The organism is Bacillus coahuilensis m4-4, assembly GCF_000171615.1.
Classification (GTDB): Bacteria; Bacillota; Bacilli; order Bacillales; family Bacillaceae_K; genus Bacillus_T; species Bacillus_T coahuilensis.
This window is the reverse complement of sequence record NZ_ABFU01000051.3, coordinates 85,904-101,250: the sequence shown is the minus strand read 5'-3', so window position 1 is coordinate 101,250 and position 15,347 is coordinate 85,904. Positions and strand designations below refer to the sequence as shown.

The window sequence follows — 15,347 nt, the reverse complement described above, 5'->3', positions numbered from 1 at the left end:
CTTCCATTCCTCCTAGCAGCAAAACCTAAAGTGGTCTGACCACTTTTCGTCTTTTAAAAGTATATCAAATTAAGAGAATATGTAAAGGATTATTGTAAAACGATATTCTCTTCCCCTACTAATTCTGCCAATTCCATTAACCATTGATTTGTTGGTTTTACCGAGTATTTTTGATCAAGCTGGATTGAATGTTGGTCCTTTTCGAAATGTAATATCACGTTTGTTTTTCCCCTAGATTGAAGCAAATGCTCTCTAATTTCTTCTAGCAAATCATCTTCCGCTGTTGACGTTTTAGTCAGTCGGATATACAGGGCTTTTGCATAAGCTAGAGATAATTCCTCCGCCTGCTCCATTGTATGAATGGATTGAATAACTAATTGCTTTTGGTCATTTCTAATTTCCATATAGCCCTTTATTAAGAGGATTGCTCCATTCTTTAATAACCCTGCTGATTTTCTGTATTGTTCAGGGAAAACTACACCATCCACTTCTCCAGTTTGGTCTGTTAGCTTTACAAATGCCATAACATCGCCTTTTTTCGTACGGATGGGTTTGACCTCTGATAAATATACGATATGATCATGTTCCTTTTTTCCAATAGGAGTGTCGGATAGTGGAAGTGCCCCTATTCTTCTTTGTAATCCTTCAAATTGCCGTAATGGATGATCACTTAAATAGATGCCTAGCACTTCTCGTTCATATTGCAACTTTATATCGGTTGGCATAGGTTCAATCTCGACATATTTTGGACGAAGTAGAAGCATGTCCTCTTCATCAAATAGGGCAAAATCACTACCTTTCGGCTTTAAAAGATCTGAATGATCTAATGCCGCATCTAAACTAGCTAATAAGACAGCACGATCCTTTTTAAATTCATCCAGCGCTCCTGCATAGATTAGACTTTCAATGGTCTTCCTATTTACGACCTTAGAATCTACTCTCAAACAGAAATCCATCAAGTCTTCAAATGGTTTTTCATTCCTTGCCCGAAGAATTTCTTGGTAAGCCTTCACTCCGACCCCTCTTATAGCTCCTAAACTGTACGTAATCCCATTCTTAGTTGCAAAAAAAGAATAGTAGCTTCGATTGATGGAAGGAGAGAATAGATCAATATTCTTTTTTCTCGCCTCGTGAATATAAGCGGCTACTTTATCTTCATTCCCAATGACAGAGGTTAACAACGCAGCCAGAAAATAGGACGGAAAGTGTGCTTTAATATAGGCTAATTGGTACGAAATCATACTATAAGCGACAGCATGGCTTCTGTTAAATCCATAATTTGCGAATTTAACAATTAAATCATATACCTCGTTAGCAAGCTTCACAGGATACCCTTTTGCAGTGGCACCCTGAACAAAATGCTCCCGTTCTTTTTGCAGGACATCTGCTTTCTTTTTACTAACGGCTCTTCTAAGTAGATCCGCTTCTCCTAACGAAAACCCAGCCATCACAGAGGCAATTTGCATAATCTGCTCTTGGTATACAATCACTCCCTTTGTTACATTTAGGATGGAGTCAATATCTGGGTGAATGGAAGGGATAGGCTTTCGGCCATGCTTTCTTTCAACGTAATCCGGTATATTTTCCATTGGACCAGGTCGATATAAAGCGTTTACCGCCACAATATCCTCAAACCCCGAAGGCTTAAGTGAAAGCAAAACCTTTCTCATGCCCTCTGATTCTAATTGGAAAATCCCCGAGGTATCCCCTTTTGATAATAGTTCAAACGTTTTAGAATCATTTTGATCAATTTGATCAAGTTTAAACTCTTCCTTGCTGTAACGATTAATCGTTTTAACAAGCTGCTCCAAAATGGTTAGGTTCCGTAAGCCAAGAAAGTCCATTTTCAATAATCCAATTTCTTCAAGTACGGTCATCGAATATTGGGTTAAATAGATTCCATTACTTCCAGTTTGAATGGGTACAATGTCCACAAGTGGCCTTTCACTTATTACTACACCAGCTGCATGTGTGCTTGTATGTCTCGGTAGACCTTCCAGTAACACTGCGGTTTTATATAACTTCTGATGAAGGTCTGATTCCTTAATAAATTCTTGAAGCTGCTTCGACTCCCGATAGGCTTTCACAAGGGTTGTTCCAGGCGTAGTTGGTACCATTCTAGATAATCGTTCCATCTCTTTTGTATTAAATCCAAATGATCTTGCCACGTCTCTTAAGGCTGCCTTCACCCCGTAAGTTCCAAACGTAACAATTTGAGCTACATGGAGCTCTCCATATTTATCCTTAACATATTGAATCACTTCGTCTCTTCGATGGTCTGGAAAATCAATATCAATATCTGGCATGGATACCCTCTCAGGGTTTAGGAACCTTTCAAATAACAAGTGATGTTCTATGGGGTCAACATCTGTAATATGTAAAACATATGCTACAAGGGACCCAGCAGCAGATCCACGACCTGGCCCTGTTACGATGTCATGCTCTCTTGCATACTTCATAAAATCCCACACAATGAGAAAGTAATCTTCAAATTGCATATTTTCTATAATAGAGAGTTCATATTGTAATCGCTCTACATAGGTATGATGATGATAAGGCACTCGTTCTTTGAGTCCTTTTTTGCATAGGCTGGAGAGAGCATCTATGGGACTAGTTCCTTCTTTCAACGGATATTTCGGTAACAGGGATTGCTGCAGCGGAATTTCTATATGACATCTCTTCGCAACAGATACCGTATTCTGAAGACATCCCCACTCGGTTGAAAATAGTTCTACCATCTCACTCGGTGACTTAAAATCATATTCATTTGAAGGGAGAATAGTACGATCATCTTCAGATAGCTTTTTGCCGTCTCGTATAGCTAATAGACATTCTTGCGCAAAAGCTTCCTCCTTTGTTAAGTAACGAACTGGATGACTACAAAGTATGGGTGTACTTGTCTCTTTTCCCAGCTGTTTTAGCTCACTCTGAATGTGGGTAGTCTGCCACTGGATGCTTAAATAGAAATTGTGTGAGGAGAAGATACTCAGGTATGAATAGATGGTCTTCTTTGCCGCTTCTACGGCACCGTTTGTTAGCTCATCTTCAATCTTCCCATCTTCCCCTGGTGTGATGGCAATTAGACCCTCTTTGTACCCTTTTAGCCATTTAAAAGGGATAGCACCTTCTGGCTTCGTTTGAATGACAGAAGAGATTTTCATTAAATTTCTGTATCCTCTCTCGGTTTCTGCGAGTAGTACTAATGGATGAATGGTATCGTCATCATGCAAAATATCAGCCGTTACCCCTATGATAGGTTGAATCCCAGCTTTCCTGCACTCCTGATAAAAAGGAATGACACCGTACATAACATTTTTATCCGTTAATGCAAGGTGTGTGTAGCCATCTGATTTCGCTTTTTGAACTAATTTTTCTATACTGATCGTGCTTTCTAATAAACTATACGCACTCCAAACTTGTAAATGAACGAAGGACATCTGTATCCCTCCTTTTTCGCAAACTTCTTATTGTTTATTATAGGGTCTATTCTAAAAAAAAGAAAATATGTTCTCCTCTTGGGATTTCATATTCTTCCTTCTTGTCCCATATAGTGTACTAATGACTTCGTAAAGGATGATGTACATGGCTGAAGCCTTTATGCCACAATTTATTAAATGTTTTTTTACCGTCTTTTGGCGTAATTGTAGGTGGATCATTTTTAGGGGGGCTAGGAGCTTTTTTAATGGGAGAACCTCCTCTTTCTGAGATCCACCGCTTATCTAAAATTCTGCGAATATGGGCCATAATAGCTGCTCTTGGTGGAACCTTCGACACGTTATATAGTTTTGAAAAAGGCTTATTAGACGGTGAAACAAAAGATTTAGTTAAGCAATTTTTACTTATTCTATCTTCTATGGGTGGAGCATACGTTGGGGCTCACATGATTAACTGGTTCTGCCAAGAAAGTATGTCCACATGAGAATTCCTCCTTATTATAGAATCCCAAGCTGGCAGCGGTTTTTTGTTGGCTGTGTTCTTGGAGGCATCGTTAGTTGGATGATTTTTTTATTTTATTTTTGGTTCATTACAAGAGAAGCTTAGCATGGATATTCTTGAGTTAAAAAGTGAACTAGAGGAAGTCGAAAGACAAAAAGACATTTACTTTGAGGATGCAAAGGAGCTTAATAGAAAAAAACGAAAGACTTCTAACTATTCAGACTGTAGAAGTAAAGATTGCGAATGCAAAGAAATACGATCTACAAGACAGTTATACCATTAAGCAAGCAGAAGAGCTATTAGTTAAAGAATTAAATCTAGTGATAAACAAAGACTTAGAAACCATATTTACAAATAAAGAATTAATCATCAAGCTGCTTGAAAATAAAGTAATGAAAATAAATAAGAAAAATTACACATTCCAAGTGAAAGAGATGTATTTTTTTACATCACTTCAAATCGTGTTAGAAATGAAGCTTGCCTAATAAATAATGCTTGGACCATGGTCCAAGCATTATTTATTTTATTGATTTTTTTCTTCTTTTTCTAACGCATGATCTAAATCGAGTAGGACCGCTTCAACTTCTTGCCACTTATAGAGAGAGGCACCAGCAGCAAGGGGGTGTCCTCCTCCGTTATATCTTTTGGCGATGGTATTTATGATAGGTCCTTTAGAGCGAAGACGCACTCTAATTTGGTCGGATTCTTCAATAAAGAACACCCATGCCTTCACACCCTTAACCCCACCAAGAATACTAACCAACTGTGATGCTTCAGAAGGATTCACATCAAACTCTTGTAAAAGCTCCTTCGTTAACGAAACATGGGCTGCACCATTATCCTTACGAACATAATTTTGAAGAATATATCCTTGAAGCTTAAGGACTTTTTCGTCAACTTCATACATGTTGTCGAACAATTCATTTCGATCGAAATTGTATTTAATCAGGTCACCTGCTATGTCAAACGTCTTTTGAGTGGTACTCGGATAAAGAAATCGTCCAGTATCTCCGACAATACCGGCAAACAATAATCTTGCTCCTTCATCTGAAAGGGTAAGACCTTGGTCCTTTCCAAACTGATAAAATTCATAAATCATTTCACTGCAAGAACTAGCAGAGGTATCTACCCAAAGAAGGTCACCGTATGGATCTTCGTTTGGATGATGGTCGATTTTAATTACTTTATCACCTAATTCATATCTTCTATCACAAATTCTTTCTTGATTAGCTGTATCACATATGATGATAAGCGCACCATGAAAATGTTCTTCTGAAATGGAATCTAAGCGTCTTAAATAATAGAGTGAAGGATCTTCTTCCCCTACAGTATAGACGTTCTTTTCTGGAAAAGAGGCTTGAATCACTTCCGCCAAACCACCTTGAGACCCATATGCATCTGGATCTGGACGAACATGACGATGGATGATGATGGTATCATATTGTTTGATCTGATCTAAGATTAATTGCTTCATCTTGCTCTCCTTTACTAGCACAATATGTAGAAATTCAACGAAAAAAGGGGTACAATAAAAAGTGAATTTTTACTAACCTGGAGGGGTCTTATGCCAGTCTTTGTTATTTTGATTGTGCTATCACTAGCATTCTATGTATATTTTAAGATTCAAACCGTTCGATCGAATCTTCCAATGGAGAAAAAATTTATTTCTGGTAAGTCTAGTGTATCATTAGGAATTTTTGTCTTCTTCTTTGGATTAAATCAACTTTTTCTCTATCAAGGGACTGTCACGTACATTGTAGCGGCAGTGTTTATGATCGTAGGAGCCATCAGCATCCTGGGTGGAATCAAGCTCTATCAATATTACCTGCCACTTGCTATTGAAGAGAAATCTAAGATTCAAGCGAAATAGGCCAAATAAGGCCTTTTTTTCTATTTATTTATCGATCTAAAAGCTGGCATACCATCATAGCTTTTCCTACCATGACTTGCTCATGGTACACTTCAATATCAACCTTTCCAAATTTCCTTCCCGCTTCTAATATGCGTGGAACGATCTCAATTGTACTCTCTAATTGAATCGGTTTAATAAAGTATATGGTGATATTCTCTACTACAATATCACCTTTTTTTTGGGACCTTAACACTCGATTGGCCGCCTCGGTAACGATTGTCATAAATACACCGTACGAAATGGCACCTAATCGATTCGTCATCTGAGGAGTTACAGGAAATGAATATCTCCCTGCTTCCTTATCCACTGTTAATAAACCTTTTGTCACAGTATCATCAAGAGTTTCACCAACTTGAGGCTGTCTCTGTACCATCTGAAGAGCCTTTAAAACGTCTTGCCTACTTACAAGCCCCTGTAATTTACTCTGCTCCGACACGACAGGCAACAATTCGATACTTTCCCAAATCATCATGTGAGCCGTAGAGGCAACACTTGACTTTAATGGAACTGTAATCGGATTTTTCGTCATCACTTTTTCGATTAGTACGTCTTGTTCCACGTCTAATACATCTTTTGATGTAATGATTCCGACTACTTTCATATTTGGATCAACAACAGGATATCTACTATGGGAAGTAGAGCTTTTTAATTCATACCATTTCCCCACCGTATCATCCGTAGTAAGAAATGCTGTTTTTTCAATTGGAGTTAGTATATCTTCTACTAACACAATTTCCTTTTTGATGAGCTGATCATATATAGCACGGTTGATCATTGTCGCTACTGTAAATGTATCATAACTAGTAGAGATAATCGGTAGTTCAAGTTCATCTGCTAGCTGCTTCACGTGGGGATCCGTATCAAACCCCCCTGTGATAAGAACAGCAGCGCCAGCTAATAAGGCTTGTTCGTGGGCACCGGTACGATTCCCAATGATAAGTAAATTTCCGGCACCTGTATAGCGCATCATCGCTTCCATTTTCATCGCGCCAATCACAAACTTGTTTAATGTTTTATGCAGACCTGCTTTTCCGCCAAGCACTTGACCATCAACAATATTAATGACTTCAGCATACGTAAGTCGTTCGAAATTCTCTTTTTCTTATGCTCAATTCGAATGGTCCCAACTCGTTCAATCGTACTAACGAAACCCTTTGTTTCCGCCTCTTTGATGGCACGATAAGCCGTTCCTTCACTAACTTGTAAACTCTTTGCTATTTGGCGAACAGAAATTTTTCACCAACAGGTAATTCATTTATAAATTGAAGAATTAATTCATGTTTTGTTGTCAAATCACTTCACCTTCCAACGGATCAATCCAATACGTTCATTATAAGGCGAAAGTGGAAGTTATTCAATTTTCTTCTAGCCTCTTACCCGACGCACAGCTTTTTTAGCACGCGTGTCGTACCGTTTTCGATTCTTAGGAAATAAAAGGGCAGAAAGATTTCCTGCAATAACAAAAATGGCGAGCATTAACCAGCAAAGCGCATAGATCCCACTTATGTGATCTAAAGTCATTGATAACCTAGGAACAGCAAAATATAACAGTAAACAGGCTAATAGAAACACTAATAAATATCGTTGCATCAGACTCTCCCCTTTATCAGCTTGTACTAATATATATACTGAATCCTTCATATAAAAAGAACACCTCTTTTCGTAGAGATGTTCTTTTACTTGTTATAAGGTTAACGTCTCTCCAGGTTTCATATACCAACCCACACCCTCTTCAAGACTTTCAACGAATTGTTGAGGATTTTGCTCGATTTTTGGGAATGTATTGTAGTGCATCGGAATGACCCGCTTAGCTCCAGTCCACTTAGCTGCAATTTTTGCGTCCTCTGGCCCCATTGTAAAATTATCTCCTATTGGTAAAAAAGCCACATCAATGGACTCAAATTCTCCTAAGAGCTTCATATCTGAAAATAATCCAGTGTCACCTGCATGATAAATGGTCTTTCCTTCAATAGATAGTACTATTCCTGCTGGCATGCCTAAATAGATGATTTCTTCGTTTTCTGTTGTATAGGATGAACTATGAAAAGCTTGAGTTAATTTAACTCGTCCAAAATCAAAGGAATAGGCTCCTCCAATACTCATCCCATGTGTGCGGACCCCATATTTCGCTAAAAAGGAGGCTATTTCAAAATTAGCAATAATTAATGCATCCTTCTTTTTTGCTAATGCTACTGTATCCCCAACATGATCATTATGACCGTGTGTAATGAGGATGACATCCGGTTGCTCGTCCTCTACGTTCAAATCTGTTTGACTATTCCCATTAATAAATGGGTCAATTAAAATCGAATGAGAGTCTGTTTGTACTTTTACCACTGAATGACCATGATACGAAACCTTCACACTATCACTCCTCTAATTTGATATGTATCACTTCTATAAAAATCCTGACCTCCTCTTTTTTTCCACTTCCTTCACGAATTTAACCCTACAAATTTGAATTCTCCCCCTTCTCTAAAAGCGAAATCATTTTGCGGAATCCGAAGAGCCTTGTATAAAAGAGTAAAATTATAATGAAGAAGTTGTTGATTCATGTGAGAACTGATAGTCTAATGAAGACTAGGAGGGATATCCAAATGAATAAACGTATGGATTCACTACAAGCTTGGCTAAAAAGAAAATGGGCAGGATGCATGTTTAGTCACTTCTACAGAAAACGTATTTTACTTATCAGGCTTTAGAAGCTTCCCACATGAGCGACTTTTGGGCTTATTTTATTTTTCCAGACAAAGCTCCCTTATTGATTGTGCCAAAAATGGAAGTAGAGGATGCCAAGCACTCCGGCTACTGTGATGAAATCCTCGGTTACACGGATATTGAAAATCCTTGGGAATTGATTCAACGCATAACTGGTCCGTTAGACAGAGTGGCCATCGAAAAGACTCACTTAAATGTAGAACGACTTGAAGCATTACACCATTACTTAGATGTTAAAGAAACGAGTAACGTAGAAGAAAAACTTCAGGTACTACGCATGATAAAAGATCAAAAAGAATTACATATTTTAAAAGAAGCAGCAGACCTGGCGGATTTTGCTATAGAGGTTGGAGTAAGCGAAATCAGTGAAGGAAAAACAGAGCTTGATATCATCGCAGCCATAGAATATGAACTAAAAGAAAAAAGGAATACGTGAAATGTCGTTCCAAACCATGGTTCTTACAGGTAAGAATGGAGCGAGCCCACACGGAACCCCAGGTCTAACTCCCATTTCAAAGGGAGACCTCGTACTATTTGATTTAGGAGTCGTCCACAACGGTTATTGCTCTGACATCACTAGAACGGTTGCATATGGTGACATTTCAGATGAACAAAAAAACATTTATGACACCGTTCTTCAAGCAGAACTCTCGGCTCTTGAAAAAGTTCGTCCAGGCGTGTCTGCCAAAGAGCTTGACCTTACAGCAAGGAACATTATTAGTGAAGCAGGCTACGGAAACTACTTCCCTCACCGTCTAGGTCACGGACTTGGAGTAAGTGTTCATGAGTACCCTTCTCTTACAGAAACCAACCCACTGCTGATGGAAAAAGGAATGGTATTTACGATCGAACCAGGTATTTATGTACCAAATGTTGCAGGAGTGCGCATTGAAGATGATGTAGTCGTAACAGAAAACGGGTATGAAACATTGACAAAGTTCCCTAAAACCTTGCAGGTTATTTCGTGAGAGAATTAAAAAAGTCATTTGGGAAGGCAAATGCTTTGAGGTATTTGTCTTTTTTTATGAGGAGGTTTTATATGGGAGATTTTTCTTAGTTGAAGATGGGCTCCTTGGCCGGTTCGCATGCGGTTCTCAGGTATTGATGGATGTTCGTGCGGGGGTTTGCGTGCACCTGCCAACTTTGCGTGCGGCTCTCTCCCTTTTGCGTTCACTTTTTGACCTGTTGCGTTCACTTTTTCTCCTCTTGCGTGCGGGTTTCTCCACTTTGCGTGCAACTGCTACTTTTGCGTGCGGCTCTCTCCCTTTTGCGTTCACTTTTTGACCATTTGCGTGCACTTTTTCTCCTCTTGCGTGCGGGTTTTCCCTTTGCGTGCGGCTCTCACCCTTTTGCGTTCACTTTTTGACCATTTGCGTGCACTTTTCCTCCTCTTGCGTGCGGGTTTCTCTCCTTTGCGTGCACCCACCAACTTTGCGTGCGTCTCTCACCCTTTTGCGTGCACTTTTTGACCTGTTGCGTGCACTTTTCCTCCTCTTGCGTGCGGGTTTTCCTCTTTGCGTGCACCCGTCACATTTGCGTGCACCTACCACTTTTACGTCCGGCTTCCAGCTTTGGCACGATTGCATATCCATCAGAATTTACATCCTGCCCTAAAACTTATACTTCACTCCCAAAGAATCCCTTGCAATTTTTTTCATACTCTCTAAAAAAAACAAAAGGTGAAACCCAAAAGGTTTCACCTAACCACTTTCATCTCTTATACTTGCTCTAATAGTGTATTCGCATCAGAATAAACTAATCCATGAGCATCTGCAACGGCTTGATATGTCACATATCCACCTAATGTATTGATTCCTTTTAAAAGAGCTTCGTTTTCTAAGCATGCATTGCGATAGCCTTTGTTAGCAATTTGAACAGCATATGGAACCGTTACATTTGTTAGGGCAATGGTAGAAGTTCTTGGAACGGCACCTGGCATGTTGGCTACTGCATAATGAACCACTTCATGCTTTACATACGTTGGGTCGTCATGAGTAGTAATACGATCAGTCGTTTCAAAGATTCCACCTTGGTCGATTGCGATATCCACTACGACAGACCCTGGAGTCATTTTTTTAATCATATCCTCTGTCACGAGTTTTGGCGCTTTTGCACCTGGAATTAATACGGCGCCAATTACTAAATCAGATTCTGCTACAGCACGTTCAATATTGTATGGGTTGGACATTAACGTAGTGACGTCATTCCCAAAAATATCATCTAATTGACGTAAACGCTCCGGATTTAGATCGATAATTCGAACCTCTGCGCCTAGTCCTATCGCCATTTTGGCAGCATTTTTTCCTGCTACTCCACCACCAATAATGGTCACTTTACTACGTTGAACACCTGGTACACCTGATAATAATACCCCTTTACCACCGTGTATTTTCTCTAAGAACTGTGCACCAAGTTGAGTAGACATTCTTCCCGCTACTTCACTCATCGGTGTTAACAGTGGTAAAGATCGATTTGGTAATTGAACCGTTTCATAAGCAATTCCAACCACTTTATTATCAATCAAAGCTTTCGTTAATTCTGGCTCTGGAGCTAAATGTAGGTATGTGAATAAAATGAGCCCTTCACGGAAGTATTTATATTCACTTGGAAGTGGTTCTTTTACCTTCATAACCATTTCCATTGACCATGCTTCTTCTGCCGTAGAAACAATGTGTGCACCTGCTACGATGTAATCCTGGTCAGTAAAACCTGATCCCTCACCAGCATTCATTTCTATATACACTTCGTGACCTGACTGTACTAAGTGAATTACTCCAGACGGTGTCATCGCCACTCGGTTTTCATTGTTTTTTATTTCTCTTGGCACACCAATTTTCATAGCAATACCTCCAACTTCCTCTTAATAATTGAATACTTTTGCATACTTTCAATAATAATTCATGTAAGCTCTTTCATTGTAACAAAAAGTATATAAAATAGCTTTATTTTATTCGTATTTTTTTTCTACAGTCATTACAATAAGAAAGAGACTATTTTGGAAGGACTGAACACATGGTTGAAAGATTAAAGATTGAGACGATTGGACTTCATTCCGTCCCTCCTGAACAAAAACAAACGCATTGGTTAGAATATGCTATTATTCAAATGGCCTTTTCAGTGAATGCAGGAAACTTTCTAGTACCGGCCTTAGCGGTATTAGAGGGAGGATTACCCTTTCATTGGGCCATTTTAAGCATTTTATTAGGTACAGCTCTCGCCTTTGTATTTGTATCGATTATGTCACTTCCAGGTGCTAGACATGGCTTACCTGCTCAATATTTAGTACGGACCATGATTGGAACGAAATTTGCTCGATATTTTGCATCACCAATTCGCTCTTTAACTTCTCTCTATTGGTTTAGTGTACAAACGATAGGAGGAACCTATGTCATTCTAATGCTAATGGAGAGGACGTTTTCAATAAGATTGCCCTTTTATATGGTATCGGTATCACTTGCTGTCATTATGGCATTGTTAGCACTCATTGGATTTGATGCAGTTAAACGAGCGACTAAATGGTTTATGCCGTTTCTTTTAATTGGTCAAATCATGATGCTTGCCTTATTTATTCAAGAAGGAAGCTCACAATCATTGGTGGGTGATAATGGATCCTTTCAAGTCGCATCATTTCTATTCTTTGCTAGTTTGGGTTTTGTTCAATATGTGTCAGGAGTAAGCGCATCTAGTGATATCACTAGGTATAGCAGATCACCTAAGCATGGTGCCTTTGGACTTTTTGTAGGAAACTTTGTTGGTCTAACTATGACGTCTGTATTAGCTGCTTTTTCTGCGACATTGTACCAAAGCAATAATCCATTTATTTCTGCCAGTCAATTAACCAATTCATCCATACCGTTGTTTTTTATTTCAATGTGTGCCCTTGTCTCTATGATCTCGATTAATTTGAGCAATGCGTATACCGGTGGCTATAGTTTGTTAAATGCTATTCCATCATTAGGAAGAATAGGGAGTGCAAGTGTATTTGGTATCTTAGGTATTACATTAAGTCTTTTTCCAATAATCGTTGAAGAAGCTAAATGGTTTATTAGTGGATTAGGTGCCTTCATTATTCCAATTTCCGCTATCATTATTTCAGACTATGTATGGAAAAAACAGCTTCATTTATCGGAAAAAGATTTAGAAATTCTTGCAAATGGTCATTATCATTGGAACAAAGATGCATTGGTAACTGTACTAGTTGCAACACCTCTCTATTTTTTATTACCTGAATCTACATCACCTGGATTTGCTGTGTTTCTGTTTTCTGGGGCGATGTATATAATTTTAAGCTTAAAAAGCAAATCTCAGTCTGGATACCATGAAGAAATAGTTAAAAGAACTGTCTCGTAAAAAGACAGTTCTTTCCTTTTTTATTCGTATTTTTCTGCTTCTTCTTGTTCGTAGTTGGCATTCGGTTGTCCTACTACACCACTTGTATAAGCACTCTGTATTTGCCCTGCAACTTGTTCTACTGCGGCATCGATATACGTGAATTTTCTTTGAATTCTTTTTCTTTTCCATGATTATCACCCTCCTTTGAAGGGAAAAAATGAAGTACACCTTTATTGTTCTTCATTTAGACACAGAAAAAACAGGTAAAATATTGTAAACTATAAGTGTAAGGGGGAGATGAAAATGAATTTAACTTACAACAATATCTTAGTTGCTGTAGATGGTTCAAAAGAAGCAGAGTGGGCGTTCAAGAAAAGTATTGAAGTGTCCAAACGTAATCATGCTACACTTAATCTCATCCATGTGATCGACACTCGAAGTTTTGCTACTATTGAAGCGTATGATTATACAATTGGTGAACGAGCAGAAAAGTATGCGAAAGATTTACTAGAACAGTACAAAAAAGAGGCTGAGGCTGCCGGTGTCAAAAGTGTGAACGTCCTGGTTGACTACGGTTCACCCAAAGCAATAATTACAAAAGATGCAAAATCAAAAGTCGAGGCAGATTTGATCATTTGCGGGGCAACTGGATTAAACGCAGTAGAACGATTCTTTATTGGTAGTGTGTCAGAACATATTGTTCGTTCTTCAACTTGTGATGTACTCGTTGTAAGAACGGAGAAAGATTTTGATTAAGAAGCCTTATGAAATTAGAATAAATAAGGAGACGTCCTTAGATTTATCCAAGGACGTTTTTTTATGATATCAACCAACTCTTTCATCCTTCACCTGTTTTAAGGTTGCCACAATTAAAAAACTCACAATGACGAGTAAAAGCCAAGAGCTAACTTTCCCTAAGTGAACGAGACTCCAAGCATCTGTCTGATTTGGGTATTGCCATGCACCAAGATATGTCGCAATGTTTTCAGCAACCCATATAAAAAATCCGATCAATATAAATGATAGTGCAATGGGCATACGATAGAAGGAGTCCCCAATTTTGTACGTTACCCACGATTTACAAAACACGACGATTACCAAAATGGAAGCCACCAACGAATATCGATCCAATAATGATGCGTAAAAAAATTGAAATAGATGGCTGCTGCAAGGGGCACCACGAGCCAATTTGAAGGCCATTTTACTAATTGAACTTGTAGCCTTCTCCATGCCTGACAAAGGTAACTCGCAACACTTGCATACATAAAGCCACTATACAACGGAACACCCAAAATTTTAAAAACCCCTCTTCCGGATACGACCATGACCCCATATGAACCTTAAATAGTTCAAGCGCTAACCCAATAATATGAAATAAGGAAATCACTTTTAATTCATCATAAGACTCACGTCCTGATTTCACCATCCACCACTGCATGAGGAGACAAATAAACAGCAGCCAATCGTACCGATAGAAGAACGGGAGCGGGATTACTTGTGTTAATGCTAATGAGGCAAAGATCACTACTGGGAACAAACAGCTAAGAGCTTGTTGATAACCAAATCGTACGAGTTGAAACAGTGGATTCATTACAGGATAACTACCTGATATCACCGTCATTTGCTTATTCATCTGGATCAACTTTTTTGTATTCCAAAATATCACCTGGCTGACACTCTAACGCCTTACATATGGCATCAAGAGTGGATAACCTGATAGCTTTTGCTTTTCCATTTTTCAAAATGGAAAGATTCGCCATAGTGATCCCAACTTTCTCCGATAATTCGGTTACACTCATTTTTCGCTTGGCCAACATCACGTCAATATGAATAATTATCGCCATTATCTCACCTCAAACAGTTAAATCATTTTCAGTCTTTATTTCAATTGCCTCGTATAAAAGTTTTTGGAGAACCGCTGCGAAAACGGATACAACAAAAGAAGCAAACACAATCACTAACCCTAATAGAATAATGCCCGGGGCGTCATCTTTTTCTCCCCACGTATAAAAGAAAGGAAATTCTAGAACGTAAACCAGTCCAATTAAGGCGGCACAAAGTTTAATAACACGGAGCGCTTTCACTGCAAAGTGAGAAAAGGCAAGATCCTGGTCAATATGGGATAAAAGCTTTAGCGCTTGGTACAAAGCAGTAAAATAGGCGATAGCTGTCAAGTATAATCCTGATAGTACAAGAACCTGCCAATTTGCCCATTCTGGATGAATCTCAACAACCTCTTGTGATAGCCATGGAAGCCAAATACATAGAGCTAGGATAGGAGCCCCAATAATAAAAATCACCACTCTTAAAAATAACGTTGATCCCTTTCTCATTAAAAATACACCTCACCAGCTAATAGAATATACGTTTATTCTACCTATGCATTTATTGTTTTACAATAAAATTTTATTGATTTTTAAATTATTTTTTAGTGTAAAAAAAAACAATC

12 protein-coding genes and 3 pseudogenes are annotated in these 15,347 nt (G+C 38.6%); 6 read left to right on the top strand and 9 right to left on the bottom strand.

Annotated elements, in window-relative coordinates; translation table 11 throughout:
* Positions 1-89 precede the first annotated feature (89 nt).
* A complete protein-coding gene (gene dnaE, locus M44_RS13175; protein ID WP_010174342.1) occupies positions 90-3,437 on the bottom strand; it encodes a DNA polymerase III subunit alpha in 3,348 nt (1,115 codons plus the stop codon).
* A 149-nt stretch (positions 3,438-3,586) separates the two neighbouring features.
* On the opposite strand from dnaE, the gene ytrH reads away from it, so the two are divergent.
* Both ytrH and M44_RS25450 read left to right on the top strand, forming a co-directional pair.
* Entirely contained in the window at positions 3,587-3,919 is a 333-nt protein-coding gene (ytrH, locus tag M44_RS13170) for a sporulation membrane protein YtrH (RefSeq protein WP_029326882.1), read from the top strand.
* A 190-nt stretch (positions 3,920-4,109) separates the two neighbouring features.
* Entirely contained in the window at positions 4,110-4,421 is a 312-nt protein-coding gene (locus M44_RS25450; protein WP_010174339.1) for a sporulation membrane protein YtrI, read from the top strand.
* Positions 4,422-4,459: 38 nt separating this feature from the next.
* Here the strand turns inward: M44_RS25450 and M44_RS13160 are convergent, their stop codons facing one another.
* Positions 4,460-5,410, bottom strand: a complete 951-nt coding sequence (locus tag M44_RS13160; protein WP_010174337.1) for a DHH family phosphoesterase — start codon at positions 5,408-5,410, stop codon at positions 4,460-4,462.
* Positions 5,411-5,500: 90 nt separating this feature from the next.
* Here M44_RS13160 and M44_RS13155 point away from each other — a divergent pair, with 90 nt between their 5' ends.
* Positions 5,501-5,806, top strand: a complete 306-nt coding sequence (locus M44_RS13155) for a YtpI family protein (RefSeq protein WP_010174336.1) — start codon at positions 5,501-5,503, stop codon at positions 5,804-5,806.
* Positions 5,807-5,834: 28 nt separating this feature from the next.
* Here the strand turns inward: M44_RS13155 and M44_RS23145 are convergent.
* The 3 genes and pseudogenes from M44_RS23145 to M44_RS13140 form a co-directional block, all read right to left on the bottom strand.
* Positions 5,835-7,140, bottom strand: a pseudogene (locus M44_RS23145) (DRTGG domain-containing protein).
* Positions 7,141-7,213: 73 nt separating this feature from the next.
* The gene (locus tag M44_RS13145) at positions 7,214-7,489 is read right to left on the bottom strand and encodes a hypothetical protein (RefSeq protein WP_010174334.1); all 276 of its coding nucleotides are present in this window, start codon (positions 7,487-7,489) and stop codon (positions 7,214-7,216) included.
* Positions 7,490-7,531: 42 nt separating this feature from the next.
* Complete coding sequence (locus M44_RS13140; RefSeq protein WP_010174333.1) at positions 7,532-8,212, bottom strand: metal-dependent hydrolase; 681 nt, start codon at positions 8,210-8,212, stop codon at positions 7,532-7,534.
* A gap of 233 nt (positions 8,213-8,445) precedes the next feature.
* Here M44_RS13140 and M44_RS23140 point away from each other — a divergent pair.
* Positions 8,446-9,534 (top strand): annotated as a pseudogene (locus tag M44_RS23140) (M24 family metallopeptidase).
* Between the two features lie 749 nt (positions 9,535-10,283).
* Here M44_RS23140 and ald read toward each other — a convergent pair.
* Positions 10,284-11,405 (bottom strand): alanine dehydrogenase, encoded by a 1,122-nt coding sequence (ald, locus tag M44_RS13120; protein ID WP_010174325.1) that lies wholly within the window; start codon positions 11,403-11,405, stop codon positions 10,284-10,286.
* A gap of 173 nt (positions 11,406-11,578) precedes the next feature.
* Between ald and M44_RS13115 the strand changes: the two genes are divergently transcribed.
* Together M44_RS13115 and M44_RS13110 are read left to right on the top strand one after the other, a co-directional pair.
* Entirely contained in the window at positions 11,579-12,916 is a 1,338-nt protein-coding gene (locus M44_RS13115) for a purine-cytosine permease family protein (protein WP_010174323.1), read from the top strand.
* Between the two features lie 285 nt (positions 12,917-13,201).
* Positions 13,202-13,654: a universal stress protein gene (locus M44_RS13110; RefSeq protein ID WP_010174321.1), complete on the top strand. Its 453-nt coding sequence runs from the start codon at positions 13,202-13,204 to the stop codon at positions 13,652-13,654.
* 69 nt (positions 13,655-13,723) lie between these two features.
* Here the strand turns inward: M44_RS13110 and M44_RS23135 are convergent.
* From M44_RS23135 to M44_RS13095, 3 genes and pseudogenes are all read right to left on the bottom strand, one after another.
* Positions 13,724-14,489: pseudogene (locus tag M44_RS23135) on the bottom strand (DUF817 domain-containing protein).
* A gap of 34 nt (positions 14,490-14,523) precedes the next feature.
* Complete coding sequence (locus M44_RS13100) at positions 14,524-14,742, bottom strand: helix-turn-helix domain-containing protein (protein ID WP_010174319.1); 219 nt, start codon at positions 14,740-14,742, stop codon at positions 14,524-14,526.
* A gap of 9 nt (positions 14,743-14,751) precedes the next feature.
* Entirely contained in the window at positions 14,752-15,231 is a 480-nt protein-coding gene (locus M44_RS13095; protein WP_010174317.1) for a DUF2975 domain-containing protein, read from the bottom strand.
* Positions 15,232-15,347 lie beyond the last annotated feature (116 nt).